This is a genomic window from Mesorhizobium sp. M1399, from assembly GCF_040317735.1.
Lineage (GTDB): Bacteria > Pseudomonadota > Alphaproteobacteria > Rhizobiales > Rhizobiaceae > Mesorhizobium.
The window spans coordinates 98,462-118,187 of the sequence record NZ_JAMYKZ010000013.1; the positions used below are offsets into that span (position 1 = coordinate 98,462).

Sequence of the window (19,726 nt, forward strand, 5' to 3'; positions counted from 1 at the left end):
AATTTAGCCGCGCCCCCAAGCGGGTGACTATCGACACGGCCCGTTTCGTTCAGCCGTCCGGCGGACGGCCGCATGACTGACGCACCACCAACCGGCACGGCAGTTTTCTAATGCCCGGCAGAGCGGGTTCGCCGCCGACGAGCGAAAGCAAGGCAAGGCCGGCCTCGCGGCCAAGTGCTGCGAGATTCATGTCGACCGAGGTCAGCGGCGGGCGGGTTGCCTCGGCGACGATCTGCCAATTGTCGAAACCGATGACGCCGACCTCGTCCGGCACGCCGATACCGCGCTCGCGCAAAGCGTCGATGACGCCGCGCGCGATCTGGTCGTTGCCGCAGAACACCGCATCGGGCTTTTCGCGCGTACCGTCGAAACCCTCGCCGTCGAACAGTCTTCTGACCGCCTCGTGGCCCCAGGCTTCCGACCATGGGCCGAGCAGCGGCTCCAAGACCGGCAGGCCGTTCTCGGCCAGCACCTCGCGATAGGCTTCGGCCCGGGCATGCACCACGGCAAAGCTCGCGGGACCGCTGACATGGGCGATGCGCCGTCGTCCGAGCCGGCAAAAATGCTCGACCGCCAGCCGCGCCCCGCCGGCATCGTCCGACACAAACGCGATGGCGTTGGGATCGGGCTCGGTGAAGGCGTAGATCGCCGGAATGCCGAGATTGGCGAGGTCGACCGGAAGATGGCGATCGATGCGCTTGCCGGTGGCGATGATGCCGTCGACGCGCTTGTCGAGCATGGCATCGACATGCAGCTGGGCAAGGCGCGGGTCGTCCTCGACATTGCACAAAAACACCGAGACGCCGGCATCGACCAGCGCATCGGAAACGCCGGCCATCAGCGGCAGCGAAAAGCGGCCATAGGTGTCGTTGGTCAACAGCCCGACGGTAAAAGAGCGCCGCCTGAGCAGGCTCTGCGCCAGGCTGTTCGGGCGAAAGCCAAGCCGCTGCGCCGTCTCGCGAATCCGGGTCCGCGTCTCGGCCGTCATCCGACCCTGCCCGTTCAGCGCTTTTGACGCCGTGGCAACGCTGACGCCGGCAATGGCTGCCACCTCACGCAGGGTGACGGGCTGTTTGACAGGCGTTGGCTGCGCATCGGACGCCATGATTTGGATATCGATCCTCCCAGATGGGAAAAGCTTTTCTCTTATGGTCCGGCAGGGTGCTGATTGGTGGGATCAGCGGATGCGGGGCGATTGGGAAAAGGTTTTCTCAGATGGAAATTAGAGGAATGATGCGGAGATGGCAAGGGGTATGGTTGCGCGACCCGTCTGGGAGCGGAATATGCGGCTATTGAGCGAACGACGCTTTCACGCGCCACCAATCCGGAGAAGAAACCAAAGTTCGCCATTCTCCTCACCAGACGAGATCACGCCATGATGATCGGTTCTGGCGAAATGCGGGATGTCGATTTTGGCCATGGGGTCCGTGCATCTGACCAGCATGGTGCACCCCCGCGTCAATGTCTTCGCCGCTCGCCTAGCCTTCAGCACAGGGATAGGACAATTTAAGCCGCGCGTATCTACTTCGGTGGTGGTGGACAGCGGCGAAACTGTAGTGGAACAGTTCATATCATCGCCTCCACGTCGGTTAAACTAAGAAAGAACCCATGCGCTCGTTCCAGCTCTTCGCCGGGACGCTTTATAAGCATGTCGCCCTTGCCGAGAAGATCTTCGGCCCCAGTTTCGTCAAGAATGATCTGCGATTCTGTACTCTTCTGGACCGTAAGCGCGATGCGGGACGGAATGTTGCTGCGAATGAGGCCGCTGAACGTCTTGGCGTCAGGCCTTTGAGTTGCCAGAACTAGATGAATACCTGCCGCCCGGGCGGCTTGAGCGAGCCGTACGATCTTCGACTCAACGGTCCGATCCTGAATGATAAGATCGGCTAGTTCATCGATGAACGCCACAATAAACGGAAATCCGCCTGCTTTCCGGCGTGCATCTAACACATTATTCACGCCCAGAGCTTTGAGCTGGGCGTAGCGGCTGTCCATCTCGATGACTAGGGCATCAATCGCATTACGGGCTTGGTTTACGCCGGACGCGACTTCGTTGTTCCAGAGGTACTTGCTGCCTTCATAGACCGCAAACTCTACCTGCTTGGGATCTATAAGACAAAGTTTCAGTGTGTCCGGCGTGTGGCGCGTGATCAGCGAAACTATTAGGACATGCATGCATACACTTTTACCCTGTCCGGTCGCTCCGCCAACAAGCAGATGCGGTGCGGTGGCGAGATCAAAGTGGACGTTCTGACCCGTAACGCCCTGGCCGGGGAATACTTCCAGCGTGCTGTCTTTGCGCGGCATTGAATCGAGCGCCGCTTCGAGTTCCTTGCGCCCGGCATTGATCCACGTCGTTCTTGGGCGCGGAATGTCTAGAGCAAGCGTGTTGGCCTCATCGGAAGTGCCAAGCGTGGGCATCATGTTTTGTAGATTCAGGGCCAAAGCCAGCCGCTCTAGCCCTTTTCGAAGCTTGTCAAGCTGATTGACGTCCCGCAACAGCACTTTGTAGCGCGACACGCGCGGCCCATGCACGACGCCTTTGACGTCAGCGCTCACGCCAATGTCGGAGAGAGCCTTTATCAGTAGCTTGGAAATATCCTCCGTTGCGGCGGCCGGAACCATATCTCCGAGTGCGCGTACGCCATTGTCAGCGCGCGTATCAGGCAAGTCGGAACGTCGTTTCAGCAAGATCCCGATGAAGGCATCGTAGTCCTCATTCACGTCTTTCCAGTCATTCATCAGAAGGCTGGCGCCCCGATGCCAATGCCGCCGAACAGCAGTTCTAAAACTGTCCATGCTGTCGAAAGACCCACCGCCATGAATCGATGCATGCGTGGCTAGAAGACCGACCCACGTTGTCACGTCGACCTGGGTAAAGAGCGAGGTGGCTGGAATTTCAAGCCCCTTTGCGTCAACAGTGTCATCTGGCAGCGCCCCAGCGGCCAGCGACCGCCCAATGGCCAGCCGAGCGACATTGGCCTTGGTAGAAAGGGCAAGTCCTTCCATCAGCGCCTTTGTTTTTACATCGGCGTCGGCACTAGTCCGGAAACGCGATGACATAATTTGCTGGACCGTGAGCGCTGTCATTCGGCCGCTTCCATGAAATAACGATCCTCGCGGGCGCTAGTGCGCCCCACGCCGTCACCTACATCCATGTGCTCCAGAAGGTATGTCTTCGAAACGTGTTTCGCGATCCGGAGATAAAACTCAGGGTCAATTTCTTTGTCCTGGCTCAAAAGAATTACCTGGCGGGATGCATCGCTCGTCCAAAATTGCAGAATGTTGCGGCGGTGGCGGCTGTCGAGCCTGCCCAATGGGGTATCCACGACAAGGGGCGCATTGATACCAGACACTTTAGCGAGGCCAGCGATCAGAGCCGTCGCAAATATCTGGTTCTCTCCAGCAGACCGGTCGAAAGTTATGGCCTTGCCGGACTTTCCCAATATCTTGGACGTGCCATCGTTGGCGATGACGATGCGTGAAACTTGGTCCTTGTGCGCAAGCTGCCGGTAGACCTGGGTCATGGAACTGCCGAGTTCCTTAACCTTTAGAGGGAAGAGAGCCGGCACCAGGTCCTCGATCACAGCGCGGATGCGTTCGGACTTTGTGATGATCGACCTGAGCGGCGAGGACTCATCGAGCTTCTTCTTCTCTCTTTCAAAATCCGCGCGCTGCCGCAAGATATCCGTCTCGAGCGCGGTCTTGCGGCGCTCCTCAGCGCGCATGTCCTCGTCGCATTTTTCAATCCTCTGCTGAACAGCTTTTAACTCCTGGGTCAGAGCCGCAAGCGTTCCGTCGCGGTCGATGCCTTCCAACTTCGAGATCTTACGGCCGAGGTCATCGATACGCTGCGTGAGCTGTCCGTGCTCCGACAATAAGTCCTGCACCTCGCGGTGGCTGACTGCGATCGAATCGAGAAATTCAAGTGTTTTAGTCCGGTCGGCGGGAGATAAATACGAATGAACGATTCTGTCTGCACAATCATCGGGTGGGGGGTAAAACAGCGCGCCCCACGCAGCGTCGATCCGCGCATTGAGCGCGGACTGCTGACCGTCGGACAACGGGGGATCGATCGAAGGGAACGCCTGTCGGTCGAGTGCTGTACGGAATTCGTTTTTCCGTGGTTCAAGTGCCTGCTTCTCACCTTCCCACTTGAAGTAACGCACCTCAGCTTCGAGTTGGTGGCGCATCGTCTCCAATATGGACTTTGAGGCCAGATGAAACGGCAGACGACCGGAAAGGATCTCTTCTTGCGCACGTAAATTCTCGCGCTGGGCATTCCGGAACTGTTCACGCTCCTCGACCAATTCTTTATAAGTCGCGGTGTCCCCTCCGCCGCCGCCGGCGGACGTCACGCGCTCCAAAATTGACTGGAACTCGGCCGTGAGAAGCCGTTTCTGCTCCTTGGCGGTTTCGATCTGCTGAACGACTTCCCGTTCCAGCCTTTCATTCTCGCGCAGACTGCGCTCCAAAACCGCAAGCCGTTCTTCGTCAACGGTAACCACGCCTTGCCGCCGTGACTGCTCGAACTGCCGCAGCCGATCCGATAATGATCGCAGCAGCACCACGCCAAGCAGGCCTTCGAGTCCCTGCTTGACCTGCTCGATACGGCTTTGATCGGCGAGCTTCTTCACTTCCTCACCGTCGAAAAAGAAAAACGGCGCGATATGCGCAGGGACGAAAAAATCGTCCAGCATGTCGGCCAGATTAAAGCCGTTCTTTCCATCCGAGCGCGGCATCTCGGGCACATTCCGGGTAATCGCTCGCACAGTGGTTTCCTCGTCAGTCCAACTGCCGTTGCTTCGGAAATACCATTTGCGCGTGATCTCAATAGCTTTAAGCTTGCTACGATGTACTGTTACACGCACCAGCATGGTGTCGCGGCCATCCCGCAGTGCCTCGCCATTGAAGGCCTTTTCGAGAAAAGTAGGATAACCCCGCACGTCGTCGGTCTTCAGACCGGCGCGCGCGAGGTGGGCCAGGGCATCCTTGCCGTAAAGACAAAGATACAGCGCCTCCAGAATCGACGTTTTCCCATAACCATTGAGGCCGCCGATCAGGACGACATTTTTGCCATTACTTGGCTCGGGAAAAGTGAACTCCTGATGTTGATACGACTTAAAGCAGACCAGTTCGATTTTTGATACCCACATGCCTCCCCCACTCCCCTGCCAGTCAGTCCATGCGTCCCAAGATTTCTTCGATGCGGGGATATATTCCCGAGGCCCGCTCTTGGTGCTGGCGCTCACGTTGTAGACTGACCAGTTCCGTCAGCACGTCAACCGGCACGTCGTGCTGCTCACAGATGCGATCCAGCACCTCACGCGCATCCTCATCCGCCCACAAGGGCAGATCGCTAAGCGCGAGTTCGGCGGCAGCAGTTGTGTCAGACATTTGCGAGACTCCCGATTGCTTGCAATTCGTCCGCCCAAATCTGGCGGATTTGCCGAATCTCCAAATCAGAGATTAGCACGCCTTCAAACTTCTGCTGTACAGCTAGCAGGCGGTCAAATATTTCTTTCCTAGCCTGAATGGTGAAAGGCCCCGGAATATGTTTGCCATTCGTATCGAACGTCAGGCGGCCGTTACGCCGGAAGGCCTGACGCATGTCCGCACGGTTGCGGATCGATTTTAGCCAGTCACGAAATTCTATGAGTGGCTGATAATGCAGCATTCCCGAATCAACGAACCCCTGAAGGCTCTTGTCCTTTTCGACAACTGTACAGGTCCAGCAACCGAAGCGGCTATTGGACGTGCCGCATCCGGGTGCTTCGTCGGCCGAGAGAACAACCGGGCATTCTCCACCCTCAGAGTCTCGGTAAAGCTGAATTAGGGGTACATGATCGCCACCCCAAGGTGCGAAGTTCGTGCCGAGAATTTCCCACACATCATCGATGCTAAGGTCGATGATCGGACGGAAGATGAAAGCACCCGGCAGGCGATCATGTTCGGACAGGTGTTCGCCTCGGACATTGCGGCGGCGATCAATCGAGCGCTGGCGGCTCTGGCTTTCATCGCGGCGCACGCCCAGCACAACGATCGCTGCACCAGAGGCTGAAACCTGGCGCTTAATGTAGCCGCTGGTGGGCTGTATCTTGAGTCGGTCGGTGCACCATCGCATAGTCATGTTCGGGCTGGGATAGCCTTTTCCGATCAAAAGAACCCAGAAAGTCTTGTCGGGGTCGGGGTGGGTGCGCGCGACCGTGATCGGCAAGCCGAGCGCGACTGCCGCGTCCTCAATCTGCCGCGTTACGGTGTTCAGATGCGACATGACCAGAGGCGATTCGACAAGCGTGTCATTGGACACGATGTGAATGGGCCGGGTCCGTTGAGAAGGCGCAATTTCCAGCAGCATCTCAAAGATGGCGTGAGTTACCAACGTACTGTCCTTGCCGCCGGAAAAGCCGACTATCCAAGGAAAGTTTTGATTCTGCGTCAGATACTCCTCTTTGATGTGCTCCAACGTATTGCGCCAGATCTCCTCTATAGAGGTTGCCGGATTGTCCTCAAGTAGTGCCATGCTCATGGTTCTAAACGCTCAATTCTGACAAAAAAATGCATATTTAAGGCCGTCCGACATGGTCAGGAACTATCACAAGTGGACGTCACGCTACTCCGACCTAAGTCTATTCTTTAGGTTCGAGCAGCTTTGATTGCTGACCAATTTTTACAACTGCGACCCGCTGCCACCGAATGCCAGATCTGGAGAGCAGATCTGGCGCCTCGCTGATGGCTGAAACGGCTAGTCCCTCTTTTCCTGCTGCTTGCTGAAGTTCGTCGAAGGATACAGCGTAAAGGCCTCGCTCGTCATCTGATGGTCCGAGACGCAACGTCAGGTATAGGAGGCCGTCGTCTTTGAGCAGTTGGGACAGCCGTCGGATCGCATCGCCGCGTTCGGCAGTTGGGAGATGCATCCACACCGCACTCAATATGATCAGATCGAACTTCCGATCCGCCACGTCAGCAAGTTTCGGAAGCTTGTCCTGAAACCAAGCGATGGATGCCGAAGGATGAAGGGTCTTGGCGAGTTGTAGCATGCTCCCTGAAGGTTCGACAGCGAATACCTTGTGTCCCTGCTGGTCCATCCAGGCCGCATCACGGCCGGTACCTGCGCCAATATCCAATACGTCGATAGGCGCCAAGTTCACCAGCCCTCGATAGAGTTCAGGATGAGCTTGCTGGAAGGAAATAGCCTCATAAGCGTCAGCTAAATCCTCCGCGCGTTTGTCGTAGTAGCTGATCGAACGCGACTTCGTAGAGTACATCTCAAACCCTGTCATGACCAGCAGCGCTAGACTTAATGCTGCTGCCGCGCCGAGCACGCATTGGAACACACGTTGAACAATTTTGCGGCCCGAAAAGAGTCCATCACCCCGAATTTTTCCATTACCCTCGGCTTTGACGTAGCCTCTTGGGTAGCTTTTCTCGAACCATTCAAGGTAGCGCCCCATGATGAACCTAATTCGACTTAACGCAACAAACAGCCCAAAATTTCCGATGGTAGCCAATCCAAGTAGGCAAATCTGAATAACTCTAGATGACGGAGAGGTCGAAACGCCGTACCAAAGGCCGCCTGTAAGCGTCATCGCAATGAGTGGCACTTGCCACATCAAAGTATTCAATGAACGAAAATGCTCCGCATTCTGGTTGAATGCCGCTAGAAACAAATCGTGCTCTATTTGTTCCTGACTCATATCAGCCCGCGCGAATCACCCATTTTGTTCGCTAGCGTAGCCCAGTATCGCCGCTGATGCACCGCTGGCGGTGCGTGTAAATTAATCGCAGTTTTAGAAAACAAGCGCCAGGGAGCGACCGCGTCCTGTCCTTGTTCCACCCCTTCACCACCTTCCTTACTCCCGTGTTTCAGCTCGTCCTTGATAGCAGCGTCTCGCTGATCAGGATGTCAAGTTTTATGAAACCGAGCACGCGACGTTTCGATACTGGCGGGCGGATCAGTACGTCGAATAAGTTTGTTTTAGCTTGCTGGTGATGGCCGACTGCATCACCACTTGGCAACGGGCGTCAGTTTCATATGGCAGTTCGCACAGCCAGCGCCGTCCGGTCCTCTGCCAGAAAGGAACCCGCCATGAGAAAACTCATCGTCACCGAATTCATCAGCGTCGATGGCATCGCCGAGGTCGAGAAGCTGCCGAGCGTGACCTGGAACGATGAGATGCAAAAATTCAAGGACGACGAGCTTGCCGACAGCGGCGCCATGCTTTTGGGGCGCACGACCTATGAGATCTTTGCCGGCTCGTGGCCCAAGGAGACCGGAGATTTTGCCGACCGGTTCAACGCGCTGCTGAAATATATCGCCTCGACGAGCTTGACGCCGCGCGGATCCCCCCGCCATTGACGCGATCGAGTTCGCAGCCACCTGGCGGAAGGCGGAAGGTTCTGATCCGCCCTTTCTGGCTGCTGCTGCGGTAGGAAGACTTCTTGATTCAGCCACAAGCCCAAATTGCTGGATTTGGCGGCCCAGGAAGTATAGGCTTGGTTTTTGGTTCAGCGATGGAACAGAGACTAGCCGCAATTCTGGCGGCCGATATGGCGGGCTACAGTCGGCTAATGGAGGCCGACGAATCCGGCACGCTCGCACGCCTTCGGACCCATCGCATAGAACTGGTCGATCCCGCCATCGCGAAGAACAAGGGCCGGATCATCAAGACCACCGGAGACGGCATGCTCGTTGAGTTCCAGAGCGTGACCGATGCCGTGAAATGCGCCGTGGAAATCCAACAGCGCATGAAACGGCGCAATTCGGATGTGCCGCAAGAACGGCGTATCGAATTCAGGATCGGCATAAATCTCGGCGACATCATTTTCGACGATGAGGATATTTTCGGCGACGGCGTCAATATTGCCTCGCGCATCGAGCAACTCGCCGACGTCGGCGGTATCTGCGTGACCGCAGCGGTGGCGACCCAAATTGCCGACCGTCTCGAAATTGCCATGGAGGACCTGGGCGAGAAGACGTTAAAGAACATCAGCCGCCCGGTTCGCCTCTATCGCGTTGGGTTTGACGGTCCTGTCCTGCCACAAGTCGAGGCAAAGCGATCCATCTCGAAACCTTCGATAGTGGTGCTGCCATTCAGCAACATGAGCGGCGACCCCGAGCAGGAGTTTTTCGCGGACGGACTGACCGAGGACATCATCACCGAACTGTCCCGCCACCATGAGTTGTTCGTCATCTCGCGCAATTCCAGCTTCGTCTACAAGAACCGCGCCGTGAATGTGCGCGAGGTGGCCGAGAAACTCGCCGTCCAATACCTGGTGGAGGGAAGCGTCCGCAAGATCGGCGACAGGGTGCGCGTGACGGTTCAGCTCATCGACACGGCGAATGACGCTCATATTTGGGCAGACAAATATGACCGCAAGCTGGATGACATATTCGCGATTCAGGATGAGGTGACCGCGGCGATCGCAGCCACGCTGCCCGGTCGTGTCGAGGCGGCTCAGCGGGACCAGCTCGCGCGGGCGAAACCTGCAAACATGGCCGCCTATGAATGTGTGCTTGCTGCCAAGGTGCTGCATCACCGAAGCACGATTGCGGATAATGAACGCGCGCAAACCTTGATAGAAAGGGCCGTCGCGCTCGACCCCGATTATGCCCATGCCCATGCCTGGCGGGCCTGCATTCTTGGCCAGGCCTGGGTTCATAACTGGTGCGAAGACAGGGATGCCGTCTGGAACAACATTTCGGCAGCGCTGGACAGGGCGCTGGCGCTGGACAACAACGATGCCGATGTCCACCGCATCCTCGCGGCAGTGAACGTGAACAACAATGAGCTGACCACAGCGCGCTACCATCAAGAGCGGGCGCTGGCCCTCAATCCCAATTACGACCTCGTGGTGGTGCAGCAAGGCGAGTTATTGACATGGCTGGGGAGGCCGGAAGAGGGAATCGAATGGATCCGCAAGGCAATGCAGTTGAACCCGCACCACCCGGAGAGATTCTGGAGCCATCTGGGAAAGGCGCATTTCGCCGCGCGCCAGTATGGCGAGGCGATCGAAGCTTTCATGCATCTGTCAACCATGGACTCGGTTCAGCACGCTTTCGCCGCTGCCTGCTACGGCTGGCTCGGTGACGAAATCGCGGCTGCGGCGCATCTGGGCAAGATCAGAACGCTCGATCCCCAATTCGACCTCGATCCATTTATCGCCACCCTGCACTATGCCCAGGAGCCTGATGTGCAGCACGTCCGCGAAGGACTGCTGAAAGCCGGTATTGCCAAGCTGTAGGCAGCCCGTAATTACGAACCAGATCCAATCGGGGACAGGCAAAAAGACCGCCCCCCACCCGACGCGGACCTTGTGGCATGGCCGAACGACGGGCGGCTTAGGGAGCAGAGGCGGCCATCGCTCTTTGGAAGCGAACCGGGGAAAGCCCTCCCCCTGAAAAAGCGGCGCGCTAGTTGATGGCGCAGTTCGCATAAGGCCCGCACGGCCGCCCCAACAGAAGGGAACCCGCCATGAGAAAACTCATCATCACCGAATTCATCAGCGTCGATGGGATTGCCGAGGTTGAAAAGCTGCCGAGCGTGGCCTGGAACGATGAAATGCAAAAATTCAAGGACGACGAGCTTGCCGACAGCGGCGCCATGCTTTTGGGGCGCACGACCTATCAGATCTTTGCCGGCTCGTGGCCCAAGGAAACCGGAGACTTCGCCGACCGGTTCAACGCGCTGCCGAAATATATCGCCTCGACCAACTTGACGGCGCTCGACTGGCAGCCGGCCGAGTTGCTGCAGGGCGCCTTGCCGGACGCGGTCAGGCAGCTGAAGCAAGGCAGCGGCGGCAACATCTATGTGCATGGCAGCCTCAGCGTCGCACAGGAATTGCTGCGCCATGGCCTGGTCGACCGCATCAGGCTGCTCAGCTACCCCGGTGCCGTCGGCCAGGGCAAGCTGCTATTCCCGCCCGGCGCGCAATTGCCGCTCGAACTGATCTCGGCCACGCAGTTCAGCAACGGCGTGGTGGCGCTGGAGTATGCGGCTGGGAAGGCGTGATGAGCCAATCTCCCCCCTTGAGGGGGAGATGCCCGGCAGGGCAGAGGGGGGCGCGAAAGAACGCCGGCCTTCGTTTCAACTGTAGCAATCGCATAGGGGCAAGTGCCCCCTCACCCGGATTGCCAACCGAATTGCGAAGGGCAATTCGGGGCAATCCGACCTCTCCCCGAGGGGAGAGGAGGTCGCCGGCGTTAACGCCAGCCTCTTCTCCCCAGCGGGGAGAAGGTGGCCGCGAAGCGGCCGGATGAGGGGGGCCCCCTATGCGATAGCCCTGCCGTTGGGGGGAGATCGCTGCTTCGCCCATCAGCGCCCCCGCCCGCCTGCCTCCAGCTTCTGCTCGGCCGCAATCAGCATCTCGACAAACCTCGTCACCTTGGGCGGGCGGAAGCGGGCGGCGGGGTAGACTGTGTAGATGCCGCCGGAGGGCAGCCGCCACTCGGGCAGGACCTGCACCAGCCGCCCGGCGGCCAGCTCGTCCCGCACCAGAAAGTCCGGCAGCACCGACAGGCCGGCGCCGGCGCGGACGGCCGCCAGCACTGCCGGCGTCGCGTCAATGGCGATCGTTGCCTGCATGCGCACGACCTGCTGCTCGTTGTCGCCGCGCGAAAATTGCCATAGCAGCGGTTCGCGCAGCGCCATGTTGGCGATGAAGGGCAGCCCGGCAAGGTCTTGCGGTTCCCCGGCCGTGAACCGGCCTTCAAACCCGGCGCCGCACACCATGAATTGTTGGAAGGTGCCGATGCGCCGCGCCTGCAGGCTGGAATCGGCCAGCCAGCCGACGCGGATGGCCACGTCGATGTGGCCGGAAACCAGGTCGATCGTCTCGTCGCCCAGCGTCAGCTCCACCCGGCAGGCGGGATAGCGCGCGCTGAAGGCGGCGACCACCGGCACCACCGCCGACGTGCCGTAGTCGTTGGACGCCGCGATGCGCAGCGTGCCGGTCGGCTCGGCGGCGGCCTGCGCGAGCTCGTCGAAGGCATCCTCGGCCTGCTGCAGAACCTGCAGGCAGCGGGCATGGAATGTCCGGCCGGCCTCGGTCGGATGGACGCGGCGCGTCGTGCGGATCAGCAGCGTCGTTCCGACATCGCGCTCCAGCCGCGCCACCTGTTGGCTGACGACCGCCTTGGTGATGCCCAGCCGCTCGGCGGCCCGCGTGAACGAGCCGGCGTCGACCACCGCCGCGAAATAGGCCAGCCGGTTCAGGTTCATGCGTGGCTCATGGCAGATGCAGCCCCATTGTCAGGCGAAAGCATACATTACGTCTATTTTGTCGGCCTTCAATATGCATTCCGTTTTTGCCATCTTGCGGGCATCGAGGCCGCCGAATTCCGCATTCCCAGGAGACATCCATGTTCACACGGAGAAGCATCATGAAAACCACCCTCGCCGCCGGCGCTGCCGCGGTCTTTGCTCCCGCCGGGCTTGGCCATGCGGCCAGCGGGCTTTCCTGGAAGCATTTTCCCGCCGGCGAAAACGGCTTCTTCCGCGCCCCGGTGCTGGTCTCCGGCGCCACCGAAGCCGTGCTGATCGATTCCGGTTTCACCTACCCCGACGGCCGGGCCGTGGCCGAGGCGATCAAGGCGACCGGCAAGACGCTCACCACCATCTATGTCAGCCAGTCCGACCCCGACTATTATTTCGGCCTCAAGCGGATCAAGCAGACGTTCCCGCAGGCACGGGTGATCGCCGCAGCCGAGACGGTGGCCGCCATCAACGGCAATGTCGAAAAGAAGCTCGCCGTCTGGGGGCCGCAGCTGAAGGAAAATGGCCCGCAGGCGCTGGCCGACGTCGTCATCCCGGAAGCGTTCGACGGCAAGACGCTCAGCGTCGACGGCGAGAGCATCGAGATCGTCGCCGCGGAAGGCCTCGGCAACCGGCGCTATCTGTTCGTGCCGTCGCTGAACGCGGTGTTCGGCGGGGTGATGATCTTTGCCGGCGTGCATGTCTGGACCGCCGACACCCCGACCAGGGAACTGCGCGCCGCCTGGCTGGCCAACCTCGAAAAGATCGCGGCGCGCAAGCCGGCGATCGTCGTGCCTGGGCACATGACGCCTGGGGCGGCGACCGACCTTTCGGGCGTCGAGCACACAAAAACCTATCTCATCGCCTTCGAGGAAGAACTGGCCAAGGCCAAGGACGCTGCCGCGCTGAAGAGCGCCATGGAAGCCCGCTTCCCCGGCCTCGGCATGGGGGTTGCGCTCGACATCGGCTCCAAGGTCGCCACCGGCGAGATGAAGTGGGGCTGAGATTGGCGCCAATCTCGAGCTGATCCGCACCACTTACGAAGGATACGCTCATGGTCCAGCGGGCGTTGACGCCGGGCGCCTGACGGCTGTCATCCGCCGAGACGGTTGGTGCGCTTGCTGGCTTCGGCCTTGGCCCGCGCCTCGACCGCCCTTTCGATCTCGCGCTTCAGCTCGTCCTTGATCGCCACCGTCTCGGCCATCAGCGCCTCGACCTTCATGAAATCGAGCACGCGGTATTTCGACACCGCCGGCCGGATCAGGATGTCGGGCCGGCTCTGGTTCAGCTTACTGGCGATGATCGACTGCATCATCAGCTGCGTGGCGCCGAACATCAGGTCGACGGAGGTCGGGAATTTGCGCCCGGCCTCGGTCGGCGCGCCGACCACGTCGACGGCGATGATGATGTCGGCGTCGAGCTCGATCAGGTCGAACGGCACGGGATTGTAGATGCCGCCGTCGATCAGCAGCCTGCCGTCGCGCATCACCGGACGGAACACCGCCGGGATCGCCGCCGAGGCGGCCAGTGCCGAATGCAGCTCGCCTTCGTCGAACACGGCGAGCTGGTGGCCATAAAAGTCCGTTGCCGTCACCTTCAGCGGTATCTTCAATTCGGCGAAGGTTTCGGGAATGGCGTCGGGCAGGAACGCCTTGAGGATGCGCTCGACATTGAACTGGCTGACCCGCAGGCCGCCCTGCAACGCTTCGGCAAAAGTGCCGGGCCGCGCCCGCCACATGCGCGTCGCCACTTCGGCGCGGCGGCCGAGGATCGAGCGCGTATAGTCGTGGATGTCCTTGCCGGTCATGCCCGAGGCCATGCCGGCGCCCATGATGGCGCCGATCGACGAGCCGGCGATTGCTGCCGGCCTTATGCCCAGCTCGTCCAGCGCCTCGATGACATGGATATGCGCCAGCCCACGCGCCCCGCCGCCGCCAAAGGCGATGCCGAAGCTAGGGCTCATCCCTTGTTGGCCGCGCCGAGCTTCGGCCCGACCACCATGACGGCCGGCTCGGCGGAAAGCAGCTTTTTCGCCACCGCTTTCACCTGGTCCAGCGTCACCGCGTTTATCAGGGCGGCGCGGCGCTGCATGTAGTCGATGCCGAGCTTGCCGAGCTGGATCTCGAGCAGCGTTGAGGCGATCGCGCCGGAGGAATTCAGATTGTTGATGGCATAGGCGCCGATGATGTATTTCTTGGTCGCCGCCAGCTCGGCTTCGGTCGGCCCCTCCTCGGCCATGCGCTTGACCACGTCGCGCACCACGGCCAGCGTCTCGGCCGCCCTATCGGCGCGGGTCGAGGTGGTGATGGACAGCGCCTCGGAATGCTGGTGGTCGACGAGGTCGGAGCTGACGCTGTAGGCCAAGCCGCGCTTCTCGCGCACCTCGTCGAACAGCCGCGAGGTGAAGGTGCCGCCGCCGAGGATCTCGTTCATCAGCACCGCGGCGAAGAAATCCGGCGCATTCCGCTTCACGCCGGGATAGGCGAGTTGCAGCGAGGCCTGCGGCTGGTCGTAGACGACCTCGAGCTGCTGGCCGAGCTTCAGGTCGATGTCGGGAACGGACGTAAGCGCCTGCTTTTCCGGCAGGCTGCCGAACACCAGGTCGAGCTTCTGCTTCAGCGTCTCGGCGTCGATGGCGCCGACCACCGCGACATGCAGGCCGTCACGGGCGAAACTTGCCTTGTGGAAGGCGCTGAGATCGGCCGGCGTGATCGTCGCGATGCTTTGCCTGGTGCCCTGGTCGGGCCGCGCATAGGGATGCCTGCCGTAGATCGCGTCCAGCCATTTGCGTTGGGCGAGCGTATCGGGATCGCGCTCGTTGGCGATGATGCCGGACAGGATTTGCGAGCGGATGCGGTCGATCGGCGCCTGGTCGAAGCGCGGCTGGTTGACCGCCACGCGCAACAGGTCGAAGGCGCCGTCGCGCTGCTCGGCCAGCATGCGCATCGAGCCGTAGATGCCGTCGCGCTGCGCATCGAAGCTCATCTCGGCGCCGACATCGTCAAGCTTGATCTGGAAGGCCTCGCTGTCGAGGTTGCCGGCACCTTCGTCGAACAGGCCGCTCATCAGATTGGCAAGCCCTTCCTTGCCGGGCGGATCCTGCGTCGCGCCGCCATCGAAAACGAAGCGGATGGCGACGATCGGCACCGAATAATCCTCCACCAGCCAGGCGGCAATGCCCTTCGACGAGGTCACCTCCTGGATGTTCATGGCGGCGCGAGCGGAAAGCGCCGGCAGGATGACAAAGAGAAGGGAGAGGAACAGGGTTGCTAGAAGAGGGCCGGCGTGCTGGCGCTTCCCTTCTCCCCTTGTGGGAGAAGGTGAGGAGCCCACGAGGGGGGAAGGCAGAGCGGGACCATGCTGGCTCATCATCAAATCAATTCCCAGCTTGGGTTTGCGGCAGAAGATAGCCGGTCGTTGCGTGGTCGAGATTGAGATAGCGGGCAGCGACTTCCTTGACCTGGTCGGCGGTGACCTTGCGGATGCGGTCCGGCCATTGCTGGACGTTCTGGACGTTACCGCCTGTGGCGAGCGTCGAGCCGTAGATGTTGGCCATGTCCTCCTGCTTGTCGCGGGCAAAGATCATCGAGCGTACGAAACGGTCCTTGGATTTTTCCAGCTCGTCGCTGGTGACGCCGTCTTTCGCGATGCGGGCGATCTCGGCGTCGACCGCGGCCTCGATGTCGGCAAGCTTGGCATCGCCGCGCGGCGCGCCGTAGACGGTGAAATTGGTGTCGTCGAGCATGGTGCCCTGGAAGAAGGCGCCGGCCTCGGCGGCGATGCCTTGCCTGACGACAAGCTCCTGGTAGAGCCGGCTGCGGTTGCCGCCGCCGAGGATTTCGGACAGCACGTCGAGCGCTTCGGCTTCGCCGGGCTTTGCCGTGTGATAGGACGGAACCACCCATTGCGTGGTAAAGCTCGGCACGCTGACGCGCCCGTCGGTCAGCGTCACCGTGCGCCTGGTGTTCTGCTCCGGCTCGACCGGGCGGATGCGCGGCGGCAGATCCGGGCCGCGCGCGATCTTGCCATAGGTCTTTTCGGCCAGCGGCTTGACCGTTTCCGGCTCAACATCGCCGGCCACCACCAGCACGGCGTTATTGGGCGTATAATATTTGTTGTAGAAGGCCATCGCGTCGGTGCGGTTCAGCTTCTCCATCTCCTGCATCCAGCCGATGACCGGAATGCGGTAGGGCTGGTTCTGCCACAGTGTGGCGTCGATCTCCTCGTCGAGCACCGCCTGCGGATTGGAGTCGATGCGCGAGCGGCGCTCCTCGAGGATGACGTCGCGCTCGGTCTTGATGACATCGTCGTTGAGGATGAGATTGCGCATGCGGTCGGCCTCGAAGCCCATCATCTCACCGAGCGCCTGCGGCACCACTGTCTCATGAAAAGCGGTGTAGTCGTAGGAGGTGAAGGCGTTGTCCGAGCCGCCGATGGCGGCGACGGCGCGATCGAGCTCGCCGGCCGCATGGTTGCTGGTCGCCTTGAACATCAGATGCTCGAAGAAATGGGCAATGCCGGATTTGCCCGGCGGCTCGTCGGCGCTGCCGATCTTGTACCAGACCATATGGGTGACGATCGGGGCGCGGTGATCGGGGATGACAACGACCTCCATGCCGTTGTCGAGCAGGAAATCCGTCACCACGCCGTCGTCGGGATTGTTGTCCGCCAGAGCCGGCTCGGCCATCACCAGGGCCAGTCCCAAGAGCGTTCCGCGCAGCCATTCAGCCTGAAATGTCATAGATGGCTCCGGTTTGGGGTGGAACGATAGGCGGGGTTGCTGGTCGAGGCAAAGCGAATTGTTCGTCATTTTGAAGGCGCGGCTTCCTCGCCAATTGCGGGGCCTCACCCAACCTCGATGAAGCGGATGACCGTCTCGCCATAGTTGCGCTCGTCGACAACCGAAAAGCCCGGCCCTGCCTCGAACGGCGCCGCCGCCGCTTCCTCGACTACGCAGAGCGCGCCGGGGGCGAGCCAGCCGCCGGCCTTGGCCGAGCGCAACGCGCGTTCGCCAAGGCTCTTGCCATAGGGCGGATCGGCAAAGACCAGGCCGAATGCAGCGATGGTGCCCGCCTCGCCCAAGGCCGTCGCGTCGCGACGGAATATCTTGGTGCGCCCAGTGAGGCCGAAAGCCTCGACATTGGTGCGGATCAGGCCGCGCCCTTCGGCGGATTCCTCGATGAAGACAGCATAGGCAGCGCCGCGCGACAGCGCTTCGAGGCCGAGCGCGCCGGTGCCGGCGAACAGGTCGAGCACGCGCGCGCCGTTCAGTTTTTCGGGAAAGCGATGCGCCAGCACGTTGAAGACCGCCTCACGCGTGCGGTCGGTCGTCGGGCGGATGGCAAAGGTGCGGGGCGTCGCCAGCGGACGCCCGCGAAGCTCACCGCCGACGATCCGCATTGCTTCCTTTCGGGCCGCCACGCGGCCGGTCGCCACCGCTATCCGAACGTTCGCCACGAGGCTTGCCGAACGGCTTTGCACCGCCGGGCTTGCCATAAGACGGCTTGAAAGCGGCCTTGCGCGCCTTGTTTTCCGCCGCCTTGGCGGCGTCTGCCTCCGCCCTGCCCTTGCCGATCGGCCGCGCCCCCGGCGCCATCCAGACATTGGCCTTGCGCTGGCCCGGCGGTTCGATCGGCCGCTGCTCGCGTTCGGATTTCTTGCCGCCGAAGCCGCCACGAGGCTTGTCGCCACGGGGTTTGTCCCCGAAGTCGCCGCGTTCAGGTTTGGCGCCACGCTCGCCAAAGCTCCTCTCCGGTTTTGTCGACAGCTTGCCGAGCGCTTCGTCGCGGCTGCCTTCGCGGCGCTTGCGGTTCTTGATCAGGCCGCCCTCGCCGATCGGACGGCGTTCGCCGTCACGGGTGAATTTCGGCCGCTCGGGCTCCTCCTCCCGCTCACGCCTGACCGGCTTGTTGGAAAACGGCTTGGCGATATCGGCGTCGAAATTGGCACCGGACTCTTCGACCAGGCGCTCGCCGAGCTGGTCGCGCAGCACGCGGCCCTTGATCTCCAACACATGGCCTTCCGGCAAATCGTCGAGCTGGAACGGCCCGTAGGAAATGCGGATAAGCCGCGTCACGTCGAGACCGAGCGAGCCCAGGATGTTCCTGACCTCACGGTTCTTGCCTTCCCGCAGGCCGAGCGTCAGCCAGGCATTCGAACCCTGCTCGCGGTCCAGCGTCGCCTCGATGGCGCCATAAAAGACACCGTCAACGGCAATGCCTTCGCGCAGGCCCGCGAGCGCGCTTTCCTCGACCTTGCCGTGGACGCGCACGCGGTAGCGCCGCAGCCAGCCGGTCGCCGGCAGTTCGAGCACGCGCGACAGGCCGCCATCATTGGTGAGCAGCAGCAGCCCTTCGGTGTTGATGTCGAGCCGGCCGATGGTCATCAGCCGCGGCAGCCCGGGGGGCAGCACGTCGAAGACGGTCTTGCGGCCTTCGGGATCGCGGTTGGTGGTGACCACGCCGGCCGGCTTGTTGAACAGGAACAGCCGCGTGCGCTCGATCGGCGGGATCTCCATGCCGTCGAGATGGATGATGTCGCCGGGCATCACGTTGAAGGCCGGCGAGGTCAGCGCCCTGCCGTTGACCTTGACGCGGCCGGCCGCGATCAGTTCCTCGGCATCGCGGCGCGAGGCCAGGCCGGCACGCGCCAGCCGCTTGGCAATGCGTTCGCCGGCTTCTTCCGTTGCCTCGACGCGACGCGGACGCGGCTTGAAGCCGCCCTCCGATGCCGCCTGTGCCCTTTGTGCCCCTTGCGGCCGATCGCCGCCAAAATCACGCTTAGGACGATCCCCGAAGTCACGCTTGGGACGGTCGAAGCGCTTTTCGCCGTGCTCGCCTTCGGCAGCGGCCGGCCGGTCGCCGCGCGGCGCGTAGGGCTTGCGCGGACCTTCGCGCTTCTCATAAGGCTTGCCCTCCGGACGCGGCCCTTTGCTGAATGGCCTCTCGCTGCCTTTGAAGTCGCGCTTCGGCCGCTCGCCTTCGGCAGCTGCTGGCCGGTCGCCGCGCGGTGCATAAGGCTTGCGTGGACCTTCGCGGTTCTCATAAGGCTTGCCTTCCGGACGCGGCCCTTTGCTGAACGGCCTGTCGCCTTCGCGCTTCGGCTTGAAGTCACGCTTCGGCCGTTCGCCTTCGGCCGCCGCCGGCCGATCGCCGCGCGGTGCATAAGGCTTGCGTGGACCTTCGCGCTTCTCATAAGGCTTGCCTTCCGGACGCGGCCCTTTGCCGAACGGCCGGTCGCCTTCGCGCTTCGGCTTGAAGTCGCGTTTCGGCCGTTCGCCTTCGGCCGCCGCCGGCCGATCGCCGCGCGGAGTGTAGGGTTTTTTGACGCCGAAGGACGGCTTGCCACCCTTGCCGGGAGCGCCATCGCGACCACGCGGCCCCGCCGGTTTCGGGCCGGCCTTGCGCGGGAATTTCTTGTTTTTGTCGTCCATGTGGCCTTTGCTCGTTTGCGCGGGTAGTAACAGGATCGCG

General features: G+C 61.4%; 17 protein-coding genes. 4 read left to right on the forward strand and 13 right to left on the reverse strand.

Translation table 11 applies throughout. The features are described 5' to 3' along the window. Positions 1-49: 49 nt before the first annotated feature. From NKH05_RS23280 to NKH05_RS23310, 7 genes are all read right to left on the reverse strand, one after another. Positions 50-1,105: a LacI family DNA-binding transcriptional regulator gene (locus tag NKH05_RS23280; RefSeq protein WP_353026178.1), complete on the reverse strand. Its 1,056-nt coding sequence runs from the start codon at positions 1,103-1,105 to the stop codon at positions 50-52. A gap of 204 nt (positions 1,106-1,309) precedes the next feature. Then, complete coding sequence (locus NKH05_RS23285) at positions 1,310-1,570, reverse strand: sulfurtransferase TusA family protein (RefSeq protein ID WP_353026179.1); 261 nt, start codon at positions 1,568-1,570, stop codon at positions 1,310-1,312. Beyond that, complete coding sequence (locus NKH05_RS23290; RefSeq protein WP_353026180.1) at positions 1,567-3,090, reverse strand: FtsK/SpoIIIE domain-containing protein; 1,524 nt, start codon at positions 3,088-3,090, stop codon at positions 1,567-1,569. The genes NKH05_RS23285 and NKH05_RS23290 overlap by 4 nt, the downstream gene beginning before the upstream one ends. Continuing rightward, positions 3,087-5,156 carry a DNA sulfur modification protein DndD gene (gene dndD / locus NKH05_RS23295; RefSeq protein WP_353026181.1) on the reverse strand — a complete coding sequence of 690 codons (2,070 nt, stop codon included), beginning with the start codon at positions 5,154-5,156 and terminating at the stop codon, positions 3,087-3,089. The genes NKH05_RS23290 and dndD overlap by 4 nt, the downstream gene beginning before the upstream one ends. Before the next feature lie 22 nt (positions 5,157-5,178). After that, complete coding sequence (locus NKH05_RS23300) at positions 5,179-5,397, reverse strand: DNA modification system-associated small protein (protein WP_352703328.1); 219 nt, start codon at positions 5,395-5,397, stop codon at positions 5,179-5,181. Then, a complete protein-coding gene (gene dndC, locus NKH05_RS23305) occupies positions 5,390-6,523 on the reverse strand; it encodes a DNA phosphorothioation system sulfurtransferase DndC (RefSeq protein ID WP_353026183.1) in 1,134 nt (377 codons plus the stop codon). Before dndC ends, NKH05_RS23300 begins: the two co-directional genes overlap by 8 nt. A 106-nt stretch (positions 6,524-6,629) precedes the next feature. Then, complete coding sequence (locus tag NKH05_RS23310) at positions 6,630-7,697, reverse strand: class I SAM-dependent methyltransferase (protein ID WP_353026184.1); 1,068 nt, start codon at positions 7,695-7,697, stop codon at positions 6,630-6,632. Positions 7,698-8,089: 392 nt separating this feature from the next. Between NKH05_RS23310 and NKH05_RS23315 the strand changes: the two genes are divergently transcribed. The 3 genes from NKH05_RS23315 to NKH05_RS23325 all read left to right on the forward strand — a co-directional run bounded on the left by NKH05_RS23315 (position 8,090) and on the right by NKH05_RS23325 (position 11,012). Further along, complete coding sequence (locus tag NKH05_RS23315) at positions 8,090-8,359, forward strand: dihydrofolate reductase family protein (RefSeq protein ID WP_353026186.1); 270 nt, start codon at positions 8,090-8,092, stop codon at positions 8,357-8,359. A gap of 155 nt (positions 8,360-8,514) precedes the next feature. After that, positions 8,515-10,245: an adenylate/guanylate cyclase domain-containing protein gene (locus NKH05_RS23320; protein WP_353026200.1), complete on the forward strand. Its 1,731-nt coding sequence runs from the start codon at positions 8,515-8,517 to the stop codon at positions 10,243-10,245. A gap of 230 nt (positions 10,246-10,475) precedes the next feature. Further along, the gene (locus NKH05_RS23325; RefSeq protein ID WP_353026187.1) at positions 10,476-11,012 is read left to right on the forward strand and encodes a dihydrofolate reductase family protein; all 537 of its coding nucleotides are present in this window, start codon (positions 10,476-10,478) and stop codon (positions 11,010-11,012) included. Between the two features lie 303 nt (positions 11,013-11,315). On the opposite strand, the gene NKH05_RS23330 is transcribed toward NKH05_RS23325, so the two are convergent. Then, the gene (locus NKH05_RS23330; RefSeq protein WP_352495531.1) at positions 11,316-12,221 is read right to left on the reverse strand and encodes a LysR family transcriptional regulator; all 906 of its coding nucleotides are present in this window, start codon (positions 12,219-12,221) and stop codon (positions 11,316-11,318) included. Positions 12,222-12,361: 140 nt separating this feature from the next. Between NKH05_RS23330 and NKH05_RS23335 the strand changes: the two genes are divergently transcribed. Further along, a complete protein-coding gene (locus NKH05_RS23335; protein ID WP_031193462.1) occupies positions 12,362-13,258 on the forward strand; it encodes an MBL fold metallo-hydrolase in 897 nt (298 codons plus the stop codon). Positions 13,259-13,347: 89 nt separating this feature from the next. Here the strand turns inward: NKH05_RS23335 and NKH05_RS23340 are convergent, their stop codons facing one another. The 5 genes from NKH05_RS23340 to NKH05_RS23360 all read right to left on the reverse strand — a co-directional run bounded on the left by NKH05_RS23340 (position 13,348) and on the right by NKH05_RS23360 (position 19,686). Beyond that, complete coding sequence (locus NKH05_RS23340; protein WP_353026189.1) at positions 13,348-14,217, reverse strand: patatin-like phospholipase family protein; 870 nt, start codon at positions 14,215-14,217, stop codon at positions 13,348-13,350. After that, positions 14,214-15,464, reverse strand: a complete 1,251-nt coding sequence (locus NKH05_RS23345; RefSeq protein ID WP_502896907.1) for a M16 family metallopeptidase — start codon at positions 15,462-15,464, stop codon at positions 14,214-14,216. Before NKH05_RS23345 ends, NKH05_RS23340 begins: the two co-directional genes overlap by 4 nt. Before the next feature lie 166 nt (positions 15,465-15,630). After that, the gene (locus NKH05_RS23350; protein ID WP_352909499.1) at positions 15,631-16,995 is read right to left on the reverse strand and encodes a M16 family metallopeptidase; all 1,365 of its coding nucleotides are present in this window, start codon (positions 16,993-16,995) and stop codon (positions 15,631-15,633) included. 104 nt (positions 16,996-17,099) lie between these two features. Further along, entirely contained in the window at positions 17,100-17,654 is a 555-nt protein-coding gene (gene rsmD / locus NKH05_RS23355) for a 16S rRNA (guanine(966)-N(2))-methyltransferase RsmD (RefSeq protein WP_023717132.1), read from the reverse strand. Then, a complete protein-coding gene (locus tag NKH05_RS23360) occupies positions 17,635-19,686 on the reverse strand; it encodes a pseudouridine synthase (RefSeq protein WP_352495534.1) in 2,052 nt (683 codons plus the stop codon). The genes rsmD and NKH05_RS23360 overlap by 20 nt, the downstream gene beginning before the upstream one ends. Positions 19,687-19,726 lie beyond the last annotated feature (40 nt).

Excerpts from the sequence above, each read along its gene's own strand:
- NKH05_RS23280 (WP_353026178.1), bottom strand. The coding sequence starts at position 1,105 with ATGGCGTCCGATGCGCAGCCAACGCCTGTCAAACAGCCCGTCACCCTG.
- NKH05_RS23285 (WP_353026179.1), bottom strand. The coding sequence starts at position 1,570 with ATGAACTGTTCCACTACAGTTTCGCCGCTGTCCACCACCACCGAAGTA.
- NKH05_RS23290 (WP_353026180.1), bottom strand. The coding sequence starts at position 3,090 with ATGACAGCGCTCACGGTCCAGCAAATTATGTCATCGCGTTTCCGGACT.
- dndD (WP_353026181.1), bottom strand. The coding sequence starts at position 5,156 with ATGTGGGTATCAAAAATCGAACTGGTCTGCTTTAAGTCGTATCAACAT.
- NKH05_RS23300 (WP_352703328.1), bottom strand. The coding sequence starts at position 5,397 with ATGTCTGACACAACTGCTGCCGCCGAACTCGCGCTTAGCGATCTGCCC.
- dndC (WP_353026183.1), bottom strand. The coding sequence starts at position 6,523 with ATGGCACTACTTGAGGACAATCCGGCAACCTCTATAGAGGAGATCTGG.
- NKH05_RS23310 (WP_353026184.1), bottom strand. The coding sequence starts at position 7,697 with ATGAGTCAGGAACAAATAGAGCACGATTTGTTTCTAGCGGCATTCAAC.
- NKH05_RS23315 (WP_353026186.1), top strand. The coding sequence starts at position 8,090 with ATGAGAAAACTCATCGTCACCGAATTCATCAGCGTCGATGGCATCGCC.
- NKH05_RS23320 (WP_353026200.1), top strand. The coding sequence starts at position 8,515 with ATGGAACAGAGACTAGCCGCAATTCTGGCGGCCGATATGGCGGGCTAC.
- NKH05_RS23325 (WP_353026187.1), top strand. The coding sequence starts at position 10,476 with ATGAGAAAACTCATCATCACCGAATTCATCAGCGTCGATGGGATTGCC.
- NKH05_RS23330 (WP_352495531.1), bottom strand. The coding sequence starts at position 12,221 with ATGAACCTGAACCGGCTGGCCTATTTCGCGGCGGTGGTCGACGCCGGC.
- NKH05_RS23335 (WP_031193462.1), top strand. The coding sequence starts at position 12,362 with ATGTTCACACGGAGAAGCATCATGAAAACCACCCTCGCCGCCGGCGCT.
- NKH05_RS23340 (WP_353026189.1), bottom strand. The coding sequence starts at position 14,217 with ATGAGCCCTAGCTTCGGCATCGCCTTTGGCGGCGGCGGGGCGCGTGGG.
- NKH05_RS23345 (WP_502896907.1), bottom strand. The coding sequence starts at position 15,464 with ATGAACATCCAGGAGGTGACCTCGTCGAAGGGCATTGCCGCCTGGCTG.
- NKH05_RS23350 (WP_352909499.1), bottom strand. The coding sequence starts at position 16,995 with ATGACATTTCAGGCTGAATGGCTGCGCGGAACGCTCTTGGGACTGGCC.
- rsmD (WP_023717132.1), bottom strand. The coding sequence starts at position 17,654 with ATGCGGATCGTCGGCGGTGAGCTTCGCGGGCGTCCGCTGGCGACGCCC.
- NKH05_RS23360 (WP_352495534.1), bottom strand. The coding sequence starts at position 19,686 with ATGGACGACAAAAACAAGAAATTCCCGCGCAAGGCCGGCCCGAAACCG.